Origin of the sequence: Flavobacterium sp. 40-81, assembly GCF_001898245.1 — a bacterium.
Classification (GTDB): Bacteria; Bacteroidota; Bacteroidia; order Flavobacteriales; family Flavobacteriaceae; genus Flavobacterium; species Flavobacterium inviolabile.
Window position 1 is genome coordinate 86,133 of the sequence record NZ_MKTM01000028.1, and the last position, 21,413, is coordinate 107,545.

A 21,413-nucleotide genomic window follows, 5' to 3' on the forward strand; every position below is an offset into this window, starting at 1 on the left:
GTAAGATATGGCACGTTCATTAAAAAAAGGACCTTTTGTACACTATAAATTAGATAAGAAAGTTCAGGAAAATATCGAAAAAGGTAATAAAGGAGTTGTTAAGACTTGGTCTAGAGCTTCAATGATTACTCCGGATTTTGTTGGACAAACTATCGCAGTTCACAACGGTCGTCAATTTGTACCTGTTTACGTAACAGAAAACATGGTAGGTCATAAATTAGGAGAGTTTTCACCAACAAGATCTTTTAGAGGTCATGCTGGAGCAAAAAATAAAGGTAAAAAATAATAAGAAGCTATGGGAGTTCGTAAAAGAGAAAGAGCCGAGCAGATTAAAGAAGCTAACAAGCAAATTGCATTTGCTAAGCTGAATAACTGCCCTACTTCACCTAGAAAAATGCGCTTAGTGGCAGATTTAGTTAGAGGTCAGAAGGTAGAAAAAGCTCTTAATATATTAAGATTTAGTTCAAAAGAAGCTTCTCGCAAATTAGAGAAATTGTTGTTATCGGCTATTGCTAACTGGCAAGCTAAAAACGCAGACGCTAATATGGAAGAAGCAGGCTTATTTGTAAAAGAGATCCGTGTTGATGGTGGTATGATGTTGAAAAGACTTCGTCCGGCTCCACAAGGTCGCGCACACAGAATCAGAAAACGTTCTAACCACGTTACAATCGTGATTGGAGATATTAATAACACACAAAGCAATTAATAAAGATGGGACAAAAGACAAATCCAATCGGAAATCGCCTTGGTATCATCAGAGGATGGGATTCTAACTGGTATGGTGGAAATGACTACGGTGATAAACTTGCCGAAGATCACAAAATCAGAAAGTACATTCATGCTCGTTTATCAAAAGCTAGTGTATCTAAAGTAATCATCGAGAGAACTTTGAAACTTGTAACCGTTACTATCACTACTGCCAGACCTGGTATCATTATCGGAAAAGGTGGTCAAGAGGTAGACAAGTTAAAAGAAGAACTTAAGAAAATTACTGACAAAGAGGTTCAAATTAACATCTTTGAAATTAAAAGACCTGAACTTGATGCTTATTTAGTAGGTACAAGTATCGCTCGTCAGATTGAAAGTCGTATTTCTTACAGACGTGCAATTAAAATGGCTATTGCTGCTGCTATGCGTATGAACGCTGAAGGTATCAAAGTTATGATTTCTGGTCGTTTGAACGGTGCTGAAATGGCACGTTCAGAAATGTTCAAAGAAGGACGTATTCCTCTATCAACTTTCAGAGCTGACATCGATTACTCACTAGCTGAAGCACATACTACTTATGGTAGAATGGGTATCAAAGTGTGGATCATGAAAGGTGAAGTTTACGGAAAAAGAGATCTTTCCCCGTTAGTAGGTATGGACAAAAAACAGTCTAAATCTACAGGATCTTCTTCTTCTCCAAAAGGAAATGGTAGACCTAACCAACGCAAAAGAAAGTAATTTTTAAACTAAAGAAAAATGTTACAGCCTAAAAGAACAAAATACCGTAAGGTACAGAAAGGTAAAATGAAAGGCATTTCTCAAAGAGGACATGAACTTTCTAATGGAATGTTTGGTATCAAATCTTTAGATTCGTCATTTATTACTTCTCGTCAAATCGAAGCTGCGCGTATTGCTGCAACTCGTTACATGAAAAGAGAGGGACAATTATGGATTAAAATTTTCCCAGATAAACCTATCACCAAGAAACCTCTTGAAGTACGTATGGGTAAAGGTAAAGGTGCAGTTGAATACTGGGCTGCAGTTGTGAAACCTGGAAGAATTATGTTTGAAGTTGGAGGAGTTCCTCTTTCTGTTGCAAAAGAGGCTTTACGTCTTGCTGCACAAAAACTTCCTGTTAAAACTAAGTTTATCGTTGCTAGAGATTTCGAAGCATAATCAATTTTTATTATGAAACAATCAGAAATTAAGAATCTATCTGCAGCTGAGTTACAAGGACAACTTAGTCAGTTAAAGAAGACATATGCCGACCTAAAAACAGCTCACGCTATTTCTCCAATTGAAAACCCGTTACAGTTAAGAACTGTAAGAAGATCGATTGCTAGAGTTGCCTCTGAGCTAAGCAAAAGAGAGTTACAATAATTGTATTCTGCTGAAAGATGGAAAAAAGAAATTTAAGAAAAGAAAGAATAGGTGTAGTTACAAGCAACAAAATGGAAAAATCTATTGTTGTTTCTGAAACAAGAAGAGTAAAACACCCGTTATATGGTAAGTTCGTGTTAAAGACTAAAAAATATGTTGCGCACGACGAAACAAACGATTGCAATATTGGAGATACTGTAAGAATTATGGAGACACGTCCATTAAGTAAATCTAAATGTTGGAGATTAGTTGAAATCATTGAAAGAGCGAAGTAATTATGGTACAACAAGAATCTAGATTAAAAGTAGCAGATAACACGGGAGCTAAAGAAGTTTTAACTATCCGTGTTTTAGGAGGAACGAAACGTCGTTATGCCTCTGTTGGAGATAAAATTGTAGTGTCAATTAAAGATGCAACACCAAACGGAAACGTTAAGAAAGGTGCTGTATCCACTGCAGTTGTTGTACGTACCAAAAAAGAAGTGAGAAGAGCCGACGGTTCATACATCAGATTTGACGATAACGCTTGCGTATTGTTAAATGCTGCTGGTGAAATGAGAGGAACTCGTGTTTTTGGTCCTGTAGCAAGAGAACTTCGTGAAAAACAATTCATGAAAATTGTATCATTAGCACCAGAAGTGCTTTAATTCGTTGTAAAAATGATAAAGCTAAAAATTAAATCAGGAGATATCGTAAAAGTAATCGCTGGAGACCATAAAGGTGCTGAAGGTAAAGTTTTACGTGTACTTCGCGAGAAAAATAAAGCGGTAGTTGAAGGTGTTAACATGGTTTCGAAACATACTAAACCAAGTGCAAAAAACCCTCAAGGTGGTATCGTTAAAAAAGAAGCTCCAATTCATATCTCTAATATCGCTCTAGTTGATCCTAAAACTAAGGAAGCAACAAGAGTAGGAGTTAAAGTAGAAGGAGATAAGAAAGTGAGATTTTCAAAAAAATCTAATCAAGTATTATAGTGATGGCTTATATACCTAGACTAAAAGAAGAATATAAGAGCAGAGTAATTGCTGCTCTTACAGAAGAGTACGGTTACAAAAACGTTATGCAGGTTCCTAAACTTGAAAAAATCGTTGTAAGCCGTGGTGTTGGTGCAGCTGTATCAGATAAGAAATTAGTTGATCATGCAGTTGAAGAATTAACAAAAATTACAGGTCAAAAAGCAGTATCTACCATTTCTAAAAAAGACGTTGCGTCTTTCAAATTAAGAAAAGGTATGCCAATTGGTGCTAAAGTAACTTTACGTGGAGAAAGAATGTATGAATTCTTAGATCGTTTGATCACTTCTGCATTACCACGTGTAAGAGATTTCGGTGGTATCAAAGCAACTGGATTTGATGGTAGAGGTAATTATAACCTAGGAGTTTTGGAGCAAATCATTTTCCCTGAAATTGATATTGACAAAGTAAACAAAATTGCTGGTTTCGATATTACTTTTGTAACTTCAGCATCAACAGATAAAGAAGCGAAGTCATTATTAGTACAATTAGGATTACCTTTTAAAAAGAATTAAGTTATGGCTAAAGAATCAATGAAAGCCCGCGAGGTAAAAAGACAAGCGTTGGTAGACAAGTATGCTGAAAAAAGAAAAGCTTTGTTAGAAGCTGGAGATTATGAAGGTTTACAAAAGTTACCAAAAAATGCTTCTCCTGTTCGTTTACACAATCGTTGTAAATTAACCGGAAGACCAAGAGGGTATATGCGTCAATTCGGTATTTCACGTGTAACTTTCCGTGAAATGGCTAATAATGGATTGATTCCAGGGGTTAGAAAAGCTAGCTGGTAATATAAAAGAATTATAAATTGATTAAAGGTTCGGTAAATGAGTATTTACCGAAAACCATAATCGCAAATTAATACATATGTATACAGATCCTATTGCAGATTTTTTGACAAGAGTTAGAAATGCGGTACGTGCTAACCACAAAGTGGTTGAAATTCCTGCTTCTAATTTGAAAAAAGAAATCACAAAGATTTTATTTGATCAAGGCTATATTTTAAGCTACAAATTTGATGACAGTACTGTTCAAGGTACCATCAAAATCGCTCTTAAGTATGATAAAGAAACTAAAGAGTCTGTAATTAAAGATATCCAAAGAATTAGTAAACCAGGTTTACGTAAGTACGCTGGTGCTGCTAACCTACCGAGAATCTTAAACGGTTTAGGTATTGCTATCGTTTCTACATCAAAAGGTTTGATGACTGGAAAACAAGCGAAGCAATTAAATGTTGGTGGTGAAGTAATTTGTTACGTATACTAATTAAAAGACTTACACATGTCAAGAATAGGTAAAAATCCAATTGTAATTCCAGCTGGCGTAACTGTAGAAGTTAAAGAAGGTGTAGTTACAGTAAAAGGAAAATTAGGTGAACTTACTCAGGAATTTTCAGATGTATCTGTTAAAATTGAGGATGGTCAAGTAATCGTTGAGAGATCTTCTGATCATAAAGATCAAAGAGCAAAGCACGGTTTATACAGAGCTTTAATCAGCAATATGATTGTTGGTGTTGCTGAAGGATTTACAAAACAATTAGAATTAGTTGGAGTTGGATATAGAGCATCAAATCAAGGTCAAAGACTTGATGTTGCTTTAGGTTTCTCTCACAACATCGTTCTTGAAGTAGTTCCAGAAGTAATTGTAGAAACAGTTTCTGAGAAAGGTAAAAACCCAATCATTAAGTTAGCTTCACACGACAAACAACTTTTAGGTCAAGTTGCGGCAAAGATTCGTTCTTTCCGTAAGCCTGAACCATACAAAGGAAAAGGTGTTAAATTTGTGGGTGAAGTATTAAGAAGAAAAGCAGGTAAATCAGCTTAAAAATTAAGACTATGTCATTAACAAAATCTGAAAGAAGACAAAGAATACAGTTCAGAATCAGAAAGATTGTAAGCGGAACTGCTGCTAAACCAAGACTTTCTGTTTTTAGATCTAATAAAGAAATCTATGCGCAAATCATAGATGACGTTAACGGTGTAACCTTAGTTGCAGCTTCTTCAAGAGAGAACGGAGTAACTAAAGGAACGAACGTAGAAACAGCTGCTGCAGTTGGAAAACTAATTGCAGAGAAAGCTTTGAAAGCAGGTATTGATACCATCACTTTCGATAGAGGTGGTTATTTATACCATGGACGTGTTAAATCATTAGCCGAAGGAGCTAGAGAAGCTGGACTTAAATTCTAAGAATTATGTATCATAATTATAAAAATGTAGAACTAGTAAAACCAAGTGGTCTTGAATTAAAAGACCGTTTGGTAAGTGTTAATCGTGTTACTAAAGTTACAAAAGGTGGTAGAGCTTTCGGTTTTTCTGCTATTGTAGTTGTAGGAGACGAAAACGGTGTAGTAGGTCATGGTCTAGGTAAATCTAAAGATGTGTCTGAAGCTATTGCTAAAGCAGTAGAAGATGCAAAGAAGAATCTGGTTAGAATTCCTTTGGCAAGTCATACTATTCCTCACGAACAAAAAGGTAAATTTGGTGGAGCACGTGTATTCTTGATGCCTGCATCACATGGTACCGGAGTTATTGCTGGTGGTTCTGTAAGAGCCGTAGTAGAATCTTTAGGTATTCATGATGTATTGTCAAAATCACAAGGTTCATCAAACCCACACAATGTTGTTAAAGCTACTTTTGATGCTTTATTACAATTGAGAAGTGCTCACACTGTTGCAAAACAAAGAGGTATTTCTTTAGAGAAAGTATTCAAAGGTTAATTCAAGGAAATTATGGCAAAAATTAAAGTAAAACAAGTAAAAAGTCAAATCAACTGTCCTCTTACACAAAAGAGAACATTAGAAGCTTTAGGTCTTCGTAGATTAGGACAAGTTGTTGAGCATGAAGCAACTTCTGCTATCCTTGGAATGGTAAATAAAGTTCAACACTTAGTTTCTGTAGAAGAAACTAAATAATAACAGTATTCGTTATGAATTTAAGTAATTTACAACCAGCTGAAGGGTCAACACACAATCAAAATAAAAGATTAGGTAGAGGAGAAGGTTCTGGTAAAGGTGGTACTGCTGCACGTGGTCACAAAGGAGCTAAATCTCGTTCTGGTTATTCTAAAAAGATTGGTTTTGAAGGAGGTCAAATGCCTTTACAAAGACGTGTACCTAAGTTTGGTTTCAAAAACATCAACCGAGTAGAGTACCAGGGTGTTAATTTAGACACACTTCAATTATTAGTTGATAATGGAGTTGTTACTGATACTGTTGATTTTTCAGTTTTAGTAGACAATCGTTTAGCAACAAAAAATAGCTTAGTAAAGATTTTAGGAAGAGGAGAGCTTAAAGCAAAACTAAAAGTAACTGCTCACAAATTTACTGCTACTGCAAAAGCGGCTATCGAGGCTGCAGGTGGAGAAGTAGTAACTTTATAATCTTTATAGACAGATGAAGAAATTTATAGAATCATTAGTAAATGTTTGGAAGATAGAAGAACTAAAAAATAAAATTTTAGTTACTCTAGGATTGTTATTAGTTTATCGTTTAGGTGCGCAAGTAACACTTCCAGGTATTGATGCTACTAAATTGCAAAGTTTATCTAGTCAAACAGATCAAGGTATTGGTTGGTTAATCAATGTATTTACAGGTGGTGCGTTCTCGCAGGCATCTGTATTTGCATTGGGTATCATGCCGTATATTTCAGCGTCAATTGTAGTTCAGTTAATGGGAATCGCGGTTCCTTATTTACAGAAACTACAAAAAGACGGTGAGAGCGGAAGAAAAAAGATCAACCAAATCACAAGATGGTTAACTATTGGTATTACCCTATTGCAAGGTCCAGGTTATATTTATAACTTGTATAAACAATTGCCTGCTGATGCCTTTTTATTAGGATTTAGTTCATTCTCATTCTTATTCTCATCTGTAATCATCTTAGTTACAGGTACGATTTTTGCAATGTGGTTAGGTGAAAAAATTACTGATAAAGGTATTGGAAACGGTATTTCTTTGTTGATCATGGTGGGTATTCTTGCCCGATTGCCTCAGGCTTTCATTCAGGAATTCTCTTCCCGTGTAACAGAAAATAACGGAGGGCCTATGCTTATCGTTTTAGAAGTAATTATTTGGTTATTAATCATAATTGCTTGTATTTTATTAACCATGGCTGTTAGAAAAATACCGGTACAATACGCTCGTCGTACAACAGCCGGAGATTTCGAACAGGACATGATGGGAGGTAACAGACAATGGATTCCTTTAAAGCTTAATGCTTCAGGAGTTATGCCGATTATCTTCGCACAAGCAATTATGTTTATTCCTGCTGCAGTTGCTGGTTTGTCAACTTCAGATGCGGCTCAAACTATCACTACGAGCTTCCAAAATATCTTTGGATGGCAGTATAATTTAGTTTTTGCCTTATTAATCATAATTTTTACTTACTTTTACACCGCAATTACAGTACCTACAAATAAAATGGCAGATGATCTGAAGCGTAGCGGAGGTTTCATCCCTGGGATTCGTCCGGGTGTTGAAACAGGAGACTACCTGGATAAAATCATGTCACTTATAACTTTTCCAGGTTCGTTATTCTTGGCTTTAATAGCTGTGTTCCCAGCTATTGCAGTAAGCCTTTTAGGAGTACAACAAGGGTGGGCAATGTTTTATGGCGGAACATCGTTACTTATTATGGTGGGTGTTGCAATTGATACTATTCAACAAATAAATTCTTATTTATTGAATAAACATTATGATGGTTTGATGAAAAGTGGTAAAAATAGAAAAGCAGTAGCTTAATTTTTATGGCAAAACAATCAGCAATAGAACAAGACGGATCAATCATTGAAGCATTATCAAATGCGATGTTCCGTGTAGAATTAGAAAATGGACACATAGTAATTGCTCATATCTCTGGTAAAATGCGTATGCATTATATCAAATTATTACCTGGTGATAAAGTGAAGTTAGAGATGAGCCCTTACGATTTGTCTAAAGCAAGAATTACTTATAGATACTAAAGGCTATTAAAATGAAAGTAAGAGCATCAGTTAAAAAAAGAAGTGCCGAGTGCATTATTGTGCGTAGAAAAGGAAGATTATACGTTATTAATAAAAAGAATCCTAGATTTAAACAAAGACAAGGATAGTTATGGCAAGAATTGCAGGGGTAGATATACCTAAAAACAAAAGAGGAATCATCGCTTTAACCTATATCTTCGGAATTGGGAATAGTAGAGCTAAAGAGATTTTAGAAAAAGCTAACGTAAGCGAAGATAAAAAAGTTCAAGACTGGAATGATGACGAGATCGGAGCGATCCGTGAAGCCGTTTCTTATTTCAAGATTGAAGGTGAACTACGTTCTGAGATTTCATTAAACATCAAACGTTTAATGGATATCGGATGTTATAGAGGAATTCGTCACAGAGCTGGACTTCCATTAAGAGGTCAAAGAACTAAGAACAACTCTAGAACAAGAAAAGGTAAAAGAAAAACTGTTGCTAACAAGAAAAAAGCAACTAAATAATAAGTAGTAGTATGGCTAAGGCAAGTACAAAAAAACGTAAAGTTATCGTTGAATCAACAGGCGAAGCTCATATTAATGCTACCTTTAACAACATCATCATCTCGTTAACAAACAAGAAAGGTGAAGTTATTTCTTGGTCTTCAGCTGGTAAAATGGGCTTTAGAGGTTCTAAAAAGAACACTCCTTATGCAGCTCAAATGGCAGCAGAAGATTGTAGCAAAGTAGCGTTAGAAGCAGGTCTTAAAAAAGTAAAAGTTTACGTAAAAGGTCCTGGAAATGGTAGAGAATCTGCCATCAGATCTCTTCATAACGGAGGAATAGAAGTTACAGAAATTATTGATGTAACTCCAATGCCACACAATGGTTGTCGTCCTCCAAAAAGAAGAAGAGTTTAATTATAATAGTATAACCTAAGGTAGGAATAAGATTATCGGAGGAAAGACCTGAATTCATAATCCCTACCTTTTTTTAATTTTTAGCAATGGCAAGATATACTGGTCCACAAACTAAAATTGCTCGTAAATTTGGCGAAGCAATCTTCGGAGATGATAAAGCCTTCGAAAAAAGAAATTACCCTCCAGGGCAACATGGTTTAGCGAAAAAAAGAGGTAAAAAATCTGAGTACGCTATTCAGTTAATGGAAAAGCAAAAAGCTAAGTACACTTACGGAATTTTAGAACGTCAGTTCAGAAGTTTGTTTGAAAAAGCATCTGCATCAAGAGGTGTTACAGGTGAAGTTTTAATCCAATTATGTGAGTCAAGACTTGATAACGTAGTATACAGAATGGGTATCGCTCCTTCTCGTCGTGCTGCACGTCAAATCGTTTCTCACAGACATATCACGGTTAATGGAGAAGTAGTAAACATTCCTTCTTATCACTTAAAACCTGGTGACAAAGTTGCAGTTCGTGAAAAATCAAAATCTCTTGAAGCTATCGAACGTTCGTTATCTAATTCTAGCACTGTTTACGAATGGATTACTTGGAACAATGAAACTAAAGAAGGTACTTTCGTTTCTGTACCTGCTAGACTTCAGATTCCAGAAAACATTAAGGAGCAGTTAATCGTAGAGTTGTACAACAAATAATAATTAGACATCAGTCGAAATAAATATGGCAATATTTAATTTTCAAAAGCCCGATAAAGTTATCATGATCGATTCAACCGATTTTGAAGGTAAATTTGAATTTAGACCTTTAGAACCGGGATATGGATTGACTGTTGGTAACGCATTAAGACGTGTTTTGCTTTCTTCTTTAGAAGGATATGCAATCACTTCGGTTCGTATTGAAGGAGTGGATCACGAATTCTCTACAATATCAGGAGTGGTTGAAGATGTAACAGAAATTATATTGAATCTTAAACAAGTACGTTTCAAACGTCAGATCGAAGATATCGATAACGAATCTGTTTCTATCTCTTTTTCAGGTAAGGATCAATTGACAGCTGGAGATTTTCAAAAGTTTATCTCTGGTTTTCAGGTACTAAACCCGGATTTGGTTATCTGCAACCTTGATAGCAAAATTACCATAAACATGGAATTAACTATTGAGAAAGGTCGTGGTTACGTTCCTGCAGAAGAAAACAAAAAACAAAACGCACCTATAGGAACTATTTTTACAGATTCTATTTACACACCAGTAAAGAACGTAAAATATTCAATAGAAAATTTCCGTGTTGAGCAAAAAACTGACTACGAAAAATTAGTTTTTGAAATCATTACAGATGGTTCTATTCACCCTAAAGATGCATTAACAGAAGCAGCTAAAACGTTGATTCATCACTTTATGTTGTTCTCTGACGAAAGAATTACACTTGAGGCTGATGAAATTGCACAAACAGAGTCGTATGATGAAGAGTCATTACATATGAGACAATTGCTTAAAACTAAGCTTGTTGATATGGACTTATCTGTAAGAGCATTAAATTGTTTAAAAGCGGCTGAAGTTGATACACTTGGCGATTTAGTATCATTTAATAAAAATGATCTGATGAAGTTCCGTAATTTCGGTAAAAAATCATTAACAGAACTTGATGAATTAGTTGCTGTTAAAGGTCTTACTTTCGGGATGGATTTAACTAAATATAAATTAGATAAAGAATAATCTAGTCCGCTTTATGCGCGATTAAATTGTATAGCAATGAGACACGGAAAAAAAATAAATCATTTAAGCAGACAGTCAGGACATAGAAAATCTATGTTGGCTAATATGGCTTGTTCTCTAATCGAGCACAAGCGTATCAATACTACTGTTGCTAAAGCTAAAGCTTTAAAGCAATTTGTAGAACCATTGGTAACGAAATCTAAAGAAGATACTACTCACAATCGTCGTGTTGTTTTCTCTTATTTGAGAAACAAATATGCGGTTACTGAATTGTTCAGAGAAGTTGCAGCAAAAGTTGGAGATCGTCCGGGTGGATATACTCGTATTATTAAATTGGGTAACCGTCTTGGAGATAACGCTGATATGGCAATGATCGAACTTGTAGATTTCAACGAATTGTACAACGGAGGTAAAAAAGAAGTTAAGAAAGCAACTACCCGTCGTGGTAGAGCAAAAAAAGCTGAAACAACTGCTGAAGCTCCCGCTGCTGATACTACTGAAAATACAGAAGTTACTGAATAATCATGAAACAATTGATTCTTCAATAAAAAATAAGGATGAACTTTTTAAGTTTGTCCTTTTTTTTTGCCCTTTTGAAACCGTTTGAGCCACTAGCACGCATAATTATAAAATCTTTTTTACTTGTTTTAATCGAATCGTTTCAGAAAGAAATAATTTAGATTAAATTTGCAAAATTTTACAACACAACAAAAAATGAAATATTCAAATCGAAATCAAGCCATCCTTTTATTAAGCGACGGAACTGTTTTTTATGGTAAATCCATAGGAATCGAAGGAACTACCTTCGGCGAAGTCTGTTTTAATACCGGAATGACGGGATATCAGGAAATTTTTACAGACCCTTCTTATTTTGGTCAATTAATGGTAGCTACCAATGCTCATATCGGTAACTACGGAGTTCATGAAGACGAAGTTGATTCAGACGGGATCAAAATTGCCGGACTGGTATGCAAAAACTTTAGTTTTAATTATTCAAGACCTGATGCTTCTGAAAGTCTTTTCGATTATTTCGATAAAGTAAAACTGGTTGCCATTTCCGATGTCGATACCAGAGCTTTAGTGAGCTATATCCGTGACAACGGTGCCATGAATGCAGTGATCTGTACAGACGGTACACCGCTTGAAGATTTGAAAAAACAACTGGCTGGAGTTCCGAATATGAAAGGTCTGGAACTGGCTTCTACCGTTTCTACTAAAGAAGCATATTACTTTGGTGACGAAAAGGCAACCTACAAAATTGCCGCACTCGACCTTGGAATCAAAACCAATATCCTGCGATGCCTGGCAGAAAGAGATGCTTATATTAAAGTATTCCCTTATAATGCTTCTTTTGAAGAGCTGAAAGCATTTAACCCTGATGGTTACTTTTTGTCGAACGGACCTGGTGATCCGGATCCGTTAAAAGATGTACAGGAAGTGGCACGCCAGATTTTAGCAACCGATACACCTGTTTTCGGAATTTGTTTGGGACACCAGATCATTGCCCTGGCAAATGGTATCTCAACCTATAAAATGTTTAACGGTCACAGAGGGATTAACCACCCTGTAATGAATGTTATTACCAATAAAGGGGAAATTACCTCACAGAACCATGGTTTTGCAGTGGTGCGTGAAGAATTGGAAAAACACCCGGATTTTGAAATAACACATGTTCACCTGAACGACGGCACTGTTGCGGGTATGCGTATGAAAAACAAAAGCTGTTTCTCGGTACAATACCACCCGGAAGCAAGTCCCGGACCTCACGATGCACGTTATTTATTTGACCAATTCATCGAAAACATTAAATTAGCTAAAAAATAAATTCGTTACACACCTAACGAAAGAAGTTAACCAAATTAAAGTATCAGATTATGAGCATGATTATAAAAGTTCACGCAAGACAAATATTAGATTCAAGAGGTAATCCTACCGTAGAAGTAGATGTATATACAGAAAATGGTGTTTTAGGAAGAGCAGCAGTGCCATCCGGAGCATCAACCGGAGAACATGAGGCTGTAGAGTTGCGCGATGGCGGAAAAGCCTACATGGGAAAAGGAGTTTTAAAAGCAGTTGAAAATGTAAATACAACTATTGCTTCGGAAATTGTTGGGATGTCGGTTTTTGAGCAAAATGCGATTGATAAAATGATGATTGAATTGGATGGAACACCAAATAAATCCAATTTAGGAGCAAACGCTATTTTAGGAGTATCGCTGGCAGTGGCAAAAGCAGCCGCTAACGAATTGGGAATGCCGTTGTATCGTTATGTTGGTGGTGTATCTGCCAATACCTTGCCGGTACCGATGATGAACATTATTAACGGAGGATCACATTCTGATGCGCCTATCGCTTTTCAGGAATTTATGATCATGCCGGTAAAAGCTCAGAACTTTACACATGCTATGCAAATGGGTACGGAAATATTCCATAATCTTAAAAAAGTATTACACGACAGAAAATTAAGTACTGCTGTTGGCGATGAAGGTGGTTTTGCACCAAATTTAGCCGGAGGTACCGAAGATGCTCTGGATTCTATCAAATTAGCGGTAGAAAATGCAGGGTATACTTTCGGGGAAGATATTAAAATTGCATTGGACTGTGCCGCTTCTGAATTTTATGTAGACGGAAAATACGATTACACTAAATTTGAAGGCGCCACCGGGAAAATCAGAACCTCAGAAGAGCAGGCGGCTTATTTGGCTGAATTAGCGGCTAAATACCCGATTATTTCAATCGAAGACGGGATGTATGAAGACGACTGGAACGGCTGGAAACTGTTAACAGAGAAAATCGGTGATAAAGTACAATTGGTAGGGGACGATTTGTTTGTAACAAACGTACAACGCCTGTCAAGAGGAATTGAAGAGAATATTGCCAATTCCATTTTAATTAAAGTAAACCAGATCGGAACCTTAACCGAAACGATAGCAGCGGTAAATATGGCACATAATGCCGGATATACTTCTGTAATGTCACACCGCTCCGGAGAAACGGAAGACAATACCATTGCCGACCTGGCTGTGGCGTTAAATTGCGGTCAGATCAAAACCGGATCGGCTTCCCGTTCAGATCGTATGGCAAAATACAATCAATTGCTTAGAATAGAAGAAGAATTAGCCGAAGTGGCTTATTTCCCTCAGGAAAGAGCTTTTAAAGTGAAATAAAGCAATTAAAACGATATTTGAAAAAACCTGATAGTTATTATCAGGTTTTTTTGTTTGTAAAAGGGGATTCCTGTGATAAAGCTAACTTTTTTAAGGGATAAATAACGGTTTGAAAGAGCCTGTATTTTGAGGCCGGTTTTCCGGTGGTTAAAAATGTGAAAAATGTAATTTTTACCCCCAATTTTTACGGAATAATTAACGATTTCCTTATGTGATTTTCTTGAGATATCCGTTGGAATTTCTTAAATTCGCAGATAACAAAAATATTTTACATTTAATTCCTAATACAAACATGTCAAAAACTGCAATATTAGAAATTGATGGCAACAAATATGAATTTCCGGTAATCGAAGGAAGTGAGAAAGAGGTTGCTATCGATATTGAGAAATTACGTGCTGCAACTGGCGCGATTACGCTTGATCCGGGGTATAAAAATTCAGGATCTTGTAAGAGTGAAATTACTTTCCTTGACGGAGAAGAAGGTATCCTTCGTTACAGAGGTTATGCTATTGAAGATTTAGCTGAGAAAGCCAACTTTTTAGAAGTTTCTTATTTGGTTATTTTCGGTGAATTGCCAACAGCTGCTCAGTTAGAAAAATTCGAAAACGATATTCGAAAATATACTTTGGTAAATGAAGAAATGAAAAACATCATTGATGGTTTTCCTAAAACGGCTCATCCAATGGGTGTTTTATCTTCATTGACAAGTGCTTTAACCGCATTTAATCCGAAAGTTGTCAATGTAGAAAACGAAGACGAAATGTACACTGCTGTTTGTAAAACAATGGGTAAATTTTTAGTTTTAGCTACATGGACTTTCAGAAAAACATCTGGTTTCCCATTAAACTACTACGATAACACCAAAGGTTATGTAGAGAACTTTTTACGTTTAATGTTCGAATTGCCAACAAGTCCTTATACAATTAACCCGGTTATCGTGGATGCATTGGATAAATTGTTTATTCTACATGCTGATCACGAACAAAACTGTTCTACTTCAACTGTGAGAATGGTTGGATCTTCACATGCAGGTTTATTCGCTTCCATTTCGGCAGGAGTTTCCGCTTTATGGGGACCACTTCACGGAGGAGCAAACCAGGCAGTATTGGAAATGCTGGAAGAAATCCAGAAAGATGGTGGTGATGCAGATAAATACCTTGCAAAAGCGAAAGATAAGAACGATCCTTTCCGTTTAATGGGATTTGGTCACCGTGTGTACAAAAACTTCGATCCGCGTGCTAAAATCATTAAAAAAGCTGCAGATGAAGTATTGGCAACATTAGGTGTTAATGACCCAATCTTGAACATCGCTAAAAAACTTGAAGAATCTGCTTTACAGGATGAGTATTTCAAATCAAGAAACCTGTATCCAAACGTAGATTTCTATTCCGGAATTATCTACCGTGCTTTAGGAATCCCTACGGATATGTTTACGGTACTTTTTGCTATCGGACGTCTTCCGGGATGGATTGCACAATGGAGAGAAATGCGTGTTAACAAAGAACCTATCGGTCGTCCGCGTCAGGTATATGTTGGACACCCGTTGCGTTCTTTTAAACCAATGAACGAAAGATAGTAAGCTGTCAATATTGAATAAAAAAAGCCCCGAAGTACTTCAGGGCTTTTTTATTGCTTTATTCTGCCGGTTTTTCCGCCTCTTCAGCGGCATCACCGGTTACCTCTTCAATTTTGTTTTCCGTCTTCTCGATCACGTCCGATAAAGCTTCTTTAGCATCCGTAGCCTTGTCTTCGATCCACTCGCCGGCATCGGCTATTTTTTCTTTGGCAGTATCGATAAAATCATTGACTTTTTCCGAAACACCCATTTCCTCCAGTTTTTGAGAAGCGCTGTCGGCTACTTCCGAAACTTTTTCTACTACATCCTCCGTGAAGGATTCTACCTTGTCAACCGCGGTATCGGCTGTGCTGCTGACCTTATCTCCTAAATCTTCCGTACTCTGCTTTGCTTTTCCGAAAAGTGAACTAAAAAAACTCGATAATCCCATAATTTTATATTTTTAAAAGTAAATGTATTAAAAAAAATAATATTTGTCAGCTTTTTAAAAGTATACTTGACGATTATTTAGTATTGAAACAGAGCGGATTAAGGATAAATTAACACTGTAATGCTTAGATTTCAAGGGGAGTTTTTCGTTTATCAAAGCCCTTTGTTTATATTTGCCAAAAGCCAAAAGCTATGTTGAATTTAAATGTAAAAAACGAAACGTCACGGCTTAGAGCCGTAGTTTTAGGAACAGCCGTAAACAATGGACCAACGCCCTCGATAGAGGAAGCGTATGATCCGAAATCATTAGAGCATATAAAAGCAGGGACCTATCCGGTTGAAGCAGATATGGTAAAAGAAATGCAGGCTCTTGATGAAGTTTTTCAGAAATATGAAGTAAAAGTCTTCCGCCCGGAAATAATTGAAAACTACAACCAGATTTTTTCCAGAGATATTGGATTCGTTATTGACGATGTTTTTGTAAAAGCAAACATTTTACCCGACAGAGAAAGAGAATTGGATGCTATCCAGTATGTAATAGATCAGATTGATCCCAAAAAAGTTGTTCGCCCGCCGGAAGAAGTACACATTGAAGGTGGCGATGTAATGGTTTGGAACGACTATGTTTTTATAGGAACTTATAAAGGAAGCGATTATAAAGACTATATCACGGCAAGAACCAATATGGCCGGTGTGGACTATATTAAAAAACTATTCCCGCATAAAATCGTAAAAGAATTTGATCTGGTAAAATCGAAGATTGAACCAAGAGATAATGCACTGCACCTGGATTGTTGTTTCCAGCCGGTAGGAACAGATAAAGGAATCATTTATAAAAGCGGATTCAGAGAAGAAGCCGACTATATGTTTTTAGTGAACCTTTTTGGTAAAGAAAACCTGTTCCACATTGAGCGGGAGGAAATGTATTATATGTTTTCAAATGTGTTTTCTATTGCGCCGGATGTTGTGGTTTCGGAAAGAAATTTTACAAGATTGAATAATTGGCTGAGAAATAAGGGAATTACCGTTGAAGAAGTTCCTTATGCCGAAATTGCAAAACAGGAAGGGCTTTTGAGATGTTCTACATTGCCTTTAATCAGGGACTAATAAAAGGAAAAAATAAAAAGTATGAAACAGACTACTAACACGATATTGATGATTCGTCCTGTTGCGTTCAGGATGAATGAGCAGACAGCAGTAAATAACTATTACCAAAAAGTACTGGACAATTTATTGCCGGCTACGGTAAACGCAAAAGCACAGGAAGAGTTTGATAATTTTGTTGAAAAACTAAAAAATGCAGGCGTTAATGTTATTGTTGTTGAAGATACGGTAAGTCCGGACACTCCGGACAGTATTTTCCCGAATAACTGGATTTCTTTCCATGAAAACGGTGATGTGGCCTTGTATCCGATGTTTGCCGAAAACAGACGTATGGAGAGAAGAGAGGATGTACTGGATATCCTGGAAGATCACGGTTTTGAAATTAACAACATTGTGGACTATACCTCTGCAGAAGAAGATGAATTGTTCCTGGAAGGAACGGGAAGTTTGCTGTTAGACCGTGAAAACGGGAAAGCGTACTGTGCGTTATCACCAAGAGCGAATGAAGAGCTGATGATTGAATTTTGTGAAGACTTCGAAATGAACCCGGTTATTTTTGAAGCTTTTCAAACGGTGGACGGAGAGCGAAAACCGATTTATCATACCAATGTCATGATGTGTCTGGGAGAAACTTTTGCGGTAATCTGTGCAGATAGTATTGATGATGCCAAAGAACGCAAAATGGTTTTAGACTGTTTAAAATCGGATGGCAAAGAGATTGTCTTGATTACAGAAGATCAGGTTAACAATTTTGCCGGAAATATGCTTCAGGTAAGAGGAGCGGAGGATAAGCGTTATTTGATTATGAGTGCTGCTGCACATCAGAGTTTAACGAAAGATCAGCTGGCAAAACTGGAAAAACACTGTGAGATCTTAAGTTCGAGCCTGGATACTATTGAAGCTTGCGGCGGTGGAAGTGCCCGTTGTATGATGGCGGAAGTATTTTTGCCGAAAGCAGAGTAGTACGTTAAAAAAGAAAATAAAAAAAACCGCTTATTAAGCGGTTTTTTTATTGTTTAATCAATGCTTAGTTTTTTACAAAACTGTCAATAATTTTATCGGTTTCAGCTTTAGGAGTGTCCCCTTTCAGGTCGAACAAATAACCGAATAATGATTTACGGTTTACTTTGTCTTCTAAATTAAGATCTTTGTTTCTGTCGAAAATAGATTGCCATTTGTCACGAACGTTTTTCCACATAGCTTTGTTCTCTTTCCAGTATTTTTGTGCAGCAATACATTTTGAATCGGCTACTTTTTTGTAAAGGTCAAGTCCTTTTTCCTGAGAAAGTACAACGTCTTTTCCGTTTTCTCTTAAAACTTTTTCGTTGTCTTGTTCATGTAACCAGCCGTATTTTGTGATTTCATGAATATTTCTTCTTTTTAAAACATTGTAATCATTTCTGATAGTGTGCTCTCTTCTTGGAAGTGGAGCATCAGCGAAATTTCTCCAATAAGATGTTCCATCTACGTGAACCCATGTAGCAGTTCCTTCATATCTCGGGCTGTCGTCTACCTGGTATACACGTTGCGTCCATTGTCCTTTTACTGCAGCTTTTGGTAATGTTGTAAATTTCCATGAAGTTCCTTTGTCAAACAGGTACAGGTTTGTGTTTTCAAATTCCCAATCCTGTCTCCAGTGCTTTACAATCATCGTATCGCCCACAATCAATAAATGCTGCATTACGATTTTGTTTGATTTATCTTCAACCAGTTCTACCCATTCCAATCCTTTGTCATACTTTGTTGGTGATGGCTTGTAGTTCTCGTCTTTAGTTGTTTTAAACGTCTCTGCAAAGTTGAATTCTACTTCATAACAGCCACACATTGACTTGATCGCATCCGTGTCCTGTTTCTTTTTATTGCCCTGAGCATTACCTAACATTACTGCAAATAAAAAAGCAAGAGTTGCCTTTTGTTTTAGATTTCTCATTATGTATTGATTAAAATTTCTTGTGCAAAAATATTAAATTTATTTAGAACGAATAAAAATAAAACATACATTTGCAAAAAAATATATTATTAAGATTAATTCTAAATTGATTTTAATGCTGTTTTTGCCAATAAGCTGAAATTTAGAATACTAAATGTTTTTTGGGAAATAATTCAAAAAGAAAAGCTTGTTTGCCGGGGGATTGGGAAGTTCCAGAAATTGATTTTTTTGGATGTTGAGTGTCTTTGCGGGATTGCTGCAGACGGTCAATAATTTCTTTTTCCGGTTTTTCCGGAGGCAAATAAAACCGGAAAAACAGAAATGATCTTATTACAACTGTTGGTAAACCCAGGGATTCAGGAACAGCTGGAATAACAATAATTATAAAGAGAGTAAAATAAAATAAAGAATGAATTTTAAATCAAAAATATACGGCGGTCTGTTTTTATTTAATGCCTTTGTTGGTGTAGCACAGGAAAAAGACAGTATTCCTGGTAAAGTGAACCATCTGGAGGAAGTAGTAGTAACGGGACAGTATAATCCTCAGTCGGTAAAAAAATCAGTATTTGAAGTTAAAGTGATTACCCGTGCTGATATAGACAGACAGGCAGGAAACAATTTAGCCGATTTGTTGAATCAGACGTTAAATATCAATATTATCCCAAATGCTTCCACCGGAAAATCAGGAGTACAGCTGTTTGGTTTGGATTCACAATATTTTAAAATTCTTGTCGATAATATTCCAGTCATCAATGACGAAGGTTTGGGGAACAATACCGATTTAACCCAGATCAATTTAGATGATATTCAGCAGATCGAAATTGTTGAAGGATCTATGGGAGTTGATTATGGTGCAAATGCCGTATCGGGAATTATCAACATTATTACCAAGAAATCGTCGGAACACAAATGGGAAGTCACCCCATACATCCAGGAAGAAACCGTTGGTAAAGAATACAACTTTAAAGACAAAGGAAGACATATTCAGTCCATTAAAATCGGACATAATTTTTCCGATAAGTTTTATGCCAATGCCTTATTTACCCGTAATGACTTTAAAGGTTTCTGGAACAACAGAATGGGTGAAAACTACTTGTTTAATGATGGTTTAAGAGGGTACGAATGGTTACCGAAACAGCAAATCAATGCCAAATCATTATTAGCTTACACTACTAAAAACTACAGACTTTTCTATAAGTTCGAATTTTTCCGGGAAACTACAGATCGTTTTAGTGCCGATGTACAAATGAATGAGAATCCGGCAACGCAAACGAACAACCCGGTTGCAAAAGATGAAATCTATACATCAACACGTTATTACCACCATTTAAACGCTTCCGGAAAACTGAGCGACAACGGATTGAACTATGATGTGTCTTTCTCGTACCAGCAACAAAACAGAGATTTAGAAAAATACAATTACAGAATCCGTTCACAGGAACATTTCGGAACGGAAAATTTAGAATACGAATACCGAAAAGCATTTTATTCTAAAGGGAATTTCTCAAATTTCCTGAAAAATGATACTTATAATGTTCAGTTAGGGTATGAAATAAACAGCATTAACGGTTATGTTACCAGCCTGGCAGGTTTCTTTAACGGAGAGAATATTAAAAGAGAATTGAATTCGTATGACTTTTTTACGTCATCTGAAATAAACCTGAATAAAAGATTTTCTATCCGCCCGGGTATCCGTTTGTTATTATCATCACAGTTTGACCAGCAGGCAGCATTGTCTTTAAGTTCTAAATATGTTTTTGATAACGGTTATGAATTGAGAGGTATCGTAGGAACCGCTCCTAAATTGCCAACATACGAAGAGTTGTACACCTATATGGTTGACGTAAACCACAATATTCAGGGAAATCCGAACCTTAATCCGGAACAGGGAAAATCTGTTTTCCTTCACCTGAAAAAAGATTCAAAACTAAACGAATCGTTTACAATGCAGAATAAATTATCGGCCTGGTATCTTGATGTAAAGGACAGAATTGAAATGATCATCATACAAAACTCACCGTTAGTTTACCAGTATAACAATATTGATGTGTATAAAACCTGGGGACTTTCCCTGACCAACACGGCAAAATATAAAAACTTTACCGGAAACTTTGGGGTAACGTTTGCCGGAACAGCAAAAGTTTTAGACAGCTCAACAGATTCTAATGATGATTTTCTATATGCGGTTCAGCTAAATGCCAATGCTTCTTATTTGGTGCCAAAATGGGAAACGGTTTTCTCGGCTTACGTTAAATATAACGGACCTCAGTATCAGTTTGTAGGAAGAACCAATGACCAAAATCAAACGGTGACCGAAAGAGGAAAACAAAACCCTTTCACCTGGCTGGATGCTACGGTTAAAAAATCGTTTTTGAATAAATCGTTGGAAGCAACAATCGGAGCCAGAAATATTTTAGACATCACAACGATCAATACGACCGCAGCCGAAGGTGGAGCACATACCGGAGCTGCTACGAATATCCTGATGGGATACGGAAGATCATACTTTTTAAAACTTTTATATAAATTAAATTTCTAATA

Annotated in this window: 32 protein-coding genes; 30 read left to right on the forward strand and 2 right to left on the reverse strand. The window is 36.4% G+C overall.

Features of this window, described 5'->3' with window-relative positions; translation table 11 throughout:
- Positions 1-7: 7 nt before the first annotated feature.
- The 27 genes from rpsS to BGO42_RS10895 all read left to right on the forward strand — a co-directional run bounded on the left by rpsS (position 8) and on the right by BGO42_RS10895 (position 15,409).
- Complete coding sequence (gene rpsS, locus BGO42_RS10765; RefSeq protein WP_014085019.1) at positions 8-286, forward strand: 30S ribosomal protein S19; 279 nt, start codon at positions 8-10, stop codon at positions 284-286.
- Positions 287-295: 9 nt separating this feature from the next.
- On the forward strand, positions 296-706 hold the full coding sequence (rplV, locus tag BGO42_RS10770) for a 50S ribosomal protein L22 (protein ID WP_136403049.1): 411 nt from the start codon (positions 296-298) through the stop codon (positions 704-706).
- A 5-nt stretch (positions 707-711) separates the two neighbouring features.
- Positions 712-1,446 carry a 30S ribosomal protein S3 gene (gene rpsC, locus BGO42_RS10775; RefSeq protein ID WP_177732448.1) on the forward strand — a complete coding sequence of 245 codons (735 nt, stop codon included), beginning with the start codon at positions 712-714 and terminating at the stop codon, positions 1,444-1,446.
- Between the two features lie 18 nt (positions 1,447-1,464).
- A complete protein-coding gene (gene rplP / locus BGO42_RS10780) occupies positions 1,465-1,884 on the forward strand; it encodes a 50S ribosomal protein L16 (RefSeq protein ID WP_177732451.1) in 420 nt (139 codons plus the stop codon).
- Positions 1,885-1,896: 12 nt separating this feature from the next.
- Positions 1,897-2,088 carry a 50S ribosomal protein L29 gene (rpmC, locus tag BGO42_RS10785; RefSeq protein WP_177732454.1) on the forward strand — a complete coding sequence of 64 codons (192 nt, stop codon included), beginning with the start codon at positions 1,897-1,899 and terminating at the stop codon, positions 2,086-2,088.
- Between the two features lie 17 nt (positions 2,089-2,105).
- Complete coding sequence (gene rpsQ, locus BGO42_RS10790; protein WP_177732457.1) at positions 2,106-2,363, forward strand: 30S ribosomal protein S17; 258 nt, start codon at positions 2,106-2,108, stop codon at positions 2,361-2,363.
- 2 nt (positions 2,364-2,365) lie between these two features.
- Positions 2,366-2,734, forward strand: coding sequence for a 50S ribosomal protein L14 (rplN, locus tag BGO42_RS10795; protein ID WP_007803649.1), 369 nt, complete (start codon positions 2,366-2,368; stop codon positions 2,732-2,734).
- Positions 2,735-2,746: 12 nt separating this feature from the next.
- Positions 2,747-3,061, forward strand: a complete 315-nt coding sequence (rplX, locus tag BGO42_RS10800) for a 50S ribosomal protein L24 (protein ID WP_177732459.1) — start codon at positions 2,747-2,749, stop codon at positions 3,059-3,061.
- 2 nt (positions 3,062-3,063) lie between these two features.
- Complete coding sequence (rplE, locus tag BGO42_RS10805; RefSeq protein WP_177732462.1) at positions 3,064-3,615, forward strand: 50S ribosomal protein L5; 552 nt, start codon at positions 3,064-3,066, stop codon at positions 3,613-3,615.
- Between the two features lie 3 nt (positions 3,616-3,618).
- Positions 3,619-3,888: a 30S ribosomal protein S14 gene (gene rpsN / locus BGO42_RS10810; protein ID WP_177732466.1), complete on the forward strand. Its 270-nt coding sequence runs from the start codon at positions 3,619-3,621 to the stop codon at positions 3,886-3,888.
- A gap of 76 nt (positions 3,889-3,964) precedes the next feature.
- Positions 3,965-4,363 carry a 30S ribosomal protein S8 gene (gene rpsH, locus BGO42_RS10815; RefSeq protein ID WP_177732469.1) on the forward strand — a complete coding sequence of 133 codons (399 nt, stop codon included), beginning with the start codon at positions 3,965-3,967 and terminating at the stop codon, positions 4,361-4,363.
- 15 nt (positions 4,364-4,378) lie between these two features.
- Positions 4,379-4,921, forward strand: coding sequence for a 50S ribosomal protein L6 (gene rplF / locus BGO42_RS10820; RefSeq protein WP_177732471.1), 543 nt, complete (start codon positions 4,379-4,381; stop codon positions 4,919-4,921).
- A gap of 11 nt (positions 4,922-4,932) precedes the next feature.
- Positions 4,933-5,283 carry a 50S ribosomal protein L18 gene (gene rplR / locus BGO42_RS10825; protein WP_177732474.1) on the forward strand — a complete coding sequence of 117 codons (351 nt, stop codon included), beginning with the start codon at positions 4,933-4,935 and terminating at the stop codon, positions 5,281-5,283.
- A 5-nt stretch (positions 5,284-5,288) separates the two neighbouring features.
- A complete protein-coding gene (gene rpsE / locus BGO42_RS10830) occupies positions 5,289-5,813 on the forward strand; it encodes a 30S ribosomal protein S5 (RefSeq protein WP_177732477.1) in 525 nt (174 codons plus the stop codon).
- 12 nt (positions 5,814-5,825) lie between these two features.
- Positions 5,826-6,008 carry a 50S ribosomal protein L30 gene (gene rpmD / locus BGO42_RS10835; protein WP_177732479.1) on the forward strand — a complete coding sequence of 61 codons (183 nt, stop codon included), beginning with the start codon at positions 5,826-5,828 and terminating at the stop codon, positions 6,006-6,008.
- 14 nt (positions 6,009-6,022) lie between these two features.
- Positions 6,023-6,475 (forward strand): 50S ribosomal protein L15, encoded by a 453-nt coding sequence (rplO, locus tag BGO42_RS10840; RefSeq protein WP_177732481.1) that lies wholly within the window; start codon positions 6,023-6,025, stop codon positions 6,473-6,475.
- Positions 6,476-6,488: 13 nt separating this feature from the next.
- The gene (gene secY, locus BGO42_RS10845; protein WP_177732484.1) at positions 6,489-7,835 is read left to right on the forward strand and encodes a preprotein translocase subunit SecY; all 1,347 of its coding nucleotides are present in this window, start codon (positions 6,489-6,491) and stop codon (positions 7,833-7,835) included.
- A 5-nt stretch (positions 7,836-7,840) separates the two neighbouring features.
- Positions 7,841-8,056, forward strand: coding sequence for a translation initiation factor IF-1 (infA, locus tag BGO42_RS10850; protein WP_007136545.1), 216 nt, complete (start codon positions 7,841-7,843; stop codon positions 8,054-8,056).
- An 11-nt stretch (positions 8,057-8,067) separates the two neighbouring features.
- Positions 8,068-8,184, forward strand: a complete 117-nt coding sequence (ykgO, locus tag BGO42_RS10855; protein ID WP_002987490.1) for a type B 50S ribosomal protein L36 — start codon at positions 8,068-8,070, stop codon at positions 8,182-8,184.
- Between the two features lie 2 nt (positions 8,185-8,186).
- On the forward strand, positions 8,187-8,561 hold the full coding sequence (gene rpsM / locus BGO42_RS10860; RefSeq protein ID WP_177732487.1) for a 30S ribosomal protein S13: 375 nt from the start codon (positions 8,187-8,189) through the stop codon (positions 8,559-8,561).
- An 11-nt stretch (positions 8,562-8,572) separates the two neighbouring features.
- Complete coding sequence (rpsK, locus tag BGO42_RS10865) at positions 8,573-8,956, forward strand: 30S ribosomal protein S11 (protein WP_023570324.1); 384 nt, start codon at positions 8,573-8,575, stop codon at positions 8,954-8,956.
- Between the two features lie 86 nt (positions 8,957-9,042).
- Positions 9,043-9,648: a 30S ribosomal protein S4 gene (rpsD, locus tag BGO42_RS10870; protein ID WP_177732490.1), complete on the forward strand. Its 606-nt coding sequence runs from the start codon at positions 9,043-9,045 to the stop codon at positions 9,646-9,648.
- 25 nt (positions 9,649-9,673) lie between these two features.
- Positions 9,674-10,666, forward strand: coding sequence for a DNA-directed RNA polymerase subunit alpha (locus tag BGO42_RS10875; protein ID WP_177732494.1), 993 nt, complete (start codon positions 9,674-9,676; stop codon positions 10,664-10,666).
- Between the two features lie 36 nt (positions 10,667-10,702).
- Positions 10,703-11,188: a 50S ribosomal protein L17 gene (gene rplQ / locus BGO42_RS10880; protein ID WP_177732498.1), complete on the forward strand. Its 486-nt coding sequence runs from the start codon at positions 10,703-10,705 to the stop codon at positions 11,186-11,188.
- A 192-nt stretch (positions 11,189-11,380) separates the two neighbouring features.
- Entirely contained in the window at positions 11,381-12,490 is a 1,110-nt protein-coding gene (gene carA / locus BGO42_RS10885) for a glutamine-hydrolyzing carbamoyl-phosphate synthase small subunit (RefSeq protein ID WP_273246398.1), read from the forward strand.
- 50 nt (positions 12,491-12,540) lie between these two features.
- On the forward strand, positions 12,541-13,833 hold the full coding sequence (gene eno / locus BGO42_RS10890) for a phosphopyruvate hydratase (protein ID WP_177732504.1): 1,293 nt from the start codon (positions 12,541-12,543) through the stop codon (positions 13,831-13,833).
- Positions 13,834-14,125: 292 nt separating this feature from the next.
- Positions 14,126-15,409 (forward strand): citrate synthase, encoded by a 1,284-nt coding sequence (locus BGO42_RS10895; RefSeq protein ID WP_177732507.1) that lies wholly within the window; start codon positions 14,126-14,128, stop codon positions 15,407-15,409.
- 58 nt (positions 15,410-15,467) lie between these two features.
- Here the strand turns inward: BGO42_RS10895 and BGO42_RS10900 are convergent, their stop codons facing one another.
- Entirely contained in the window at positions 15,468-15,839 is a 372-nt protein-coding gene (locus tag BGO42_RS10900) for a hypothetical protein (protein ID WP_273246397.1), read from the reverse strand.
- Positions 15,840-16,030: 191 nt separating this feature from the next.
- Here BGO42_RS10900 and BGO42_RS10905 point away from each other — a divergent pair, with 191 nt between their 5' ends.
- Both BGO42_RS10905 and ctlX read left to right on the forward strand, forming a co-directional pair.
- The gene (locus tag BGO42_RS10905) at positions 16,031-16,945 is read left to right on the forward strand and encodes a dimethylarginine dimethylaminohydrolase family protein (protein ID WP_273246396.1); all 915 of its coding nucleotides are present in this window, start codon (positions 16,031-16,033) and stop codon (positions 16,943-16,945) included.
- Positions 16,946-16,966: 21 nt separating this feature from the next.
- Positions 16,967-17,905: a citrulline utilization hydrolase CtlX gene (gene ctlX, locus BGO42_RS10910; protein WP_177732516.1), complete on the forward strand. Its 939-nt coding sequence runs from the start codon at positions 16,967-16,969 to the stop codon at positions 17,903-17,905.
- Positions 17,906-17,969: 64 nt separating this feature from the next.
- Here the strand turns inward: ctlX and BGO42_RS10915 are convergent, their stop codons facing one another.
- A complete protein-coding gene (locus BGO42_RS10915) occupies positions 17,970-18,872 on the reverse strand; it encodes a DUF6607 family protein (RefSeq protein ID WP_177732518.1) in 903 nt (300 codons plus the stop codon).
- A 409-nt stretch (positions 18,873-19,281) separates the two neighbouring features.
- On the opposite strand from BGO42_RS10915, the gene BGO42_RS10920 reads away from it, so the two are divergent.
- A complete protein-coding gene (locus BGO42_RS10920) occupies positions 19,282-21,411 on the forward strand; it encodes a TonB-dependent receptor plug domain-containing protein (protein WP_273246395.1) in 2,130 nt (709 codons plus the stop codon).
- The last annotated feature ends 2 nt before the right edge of the window (positions 21,412-21,413 follow it).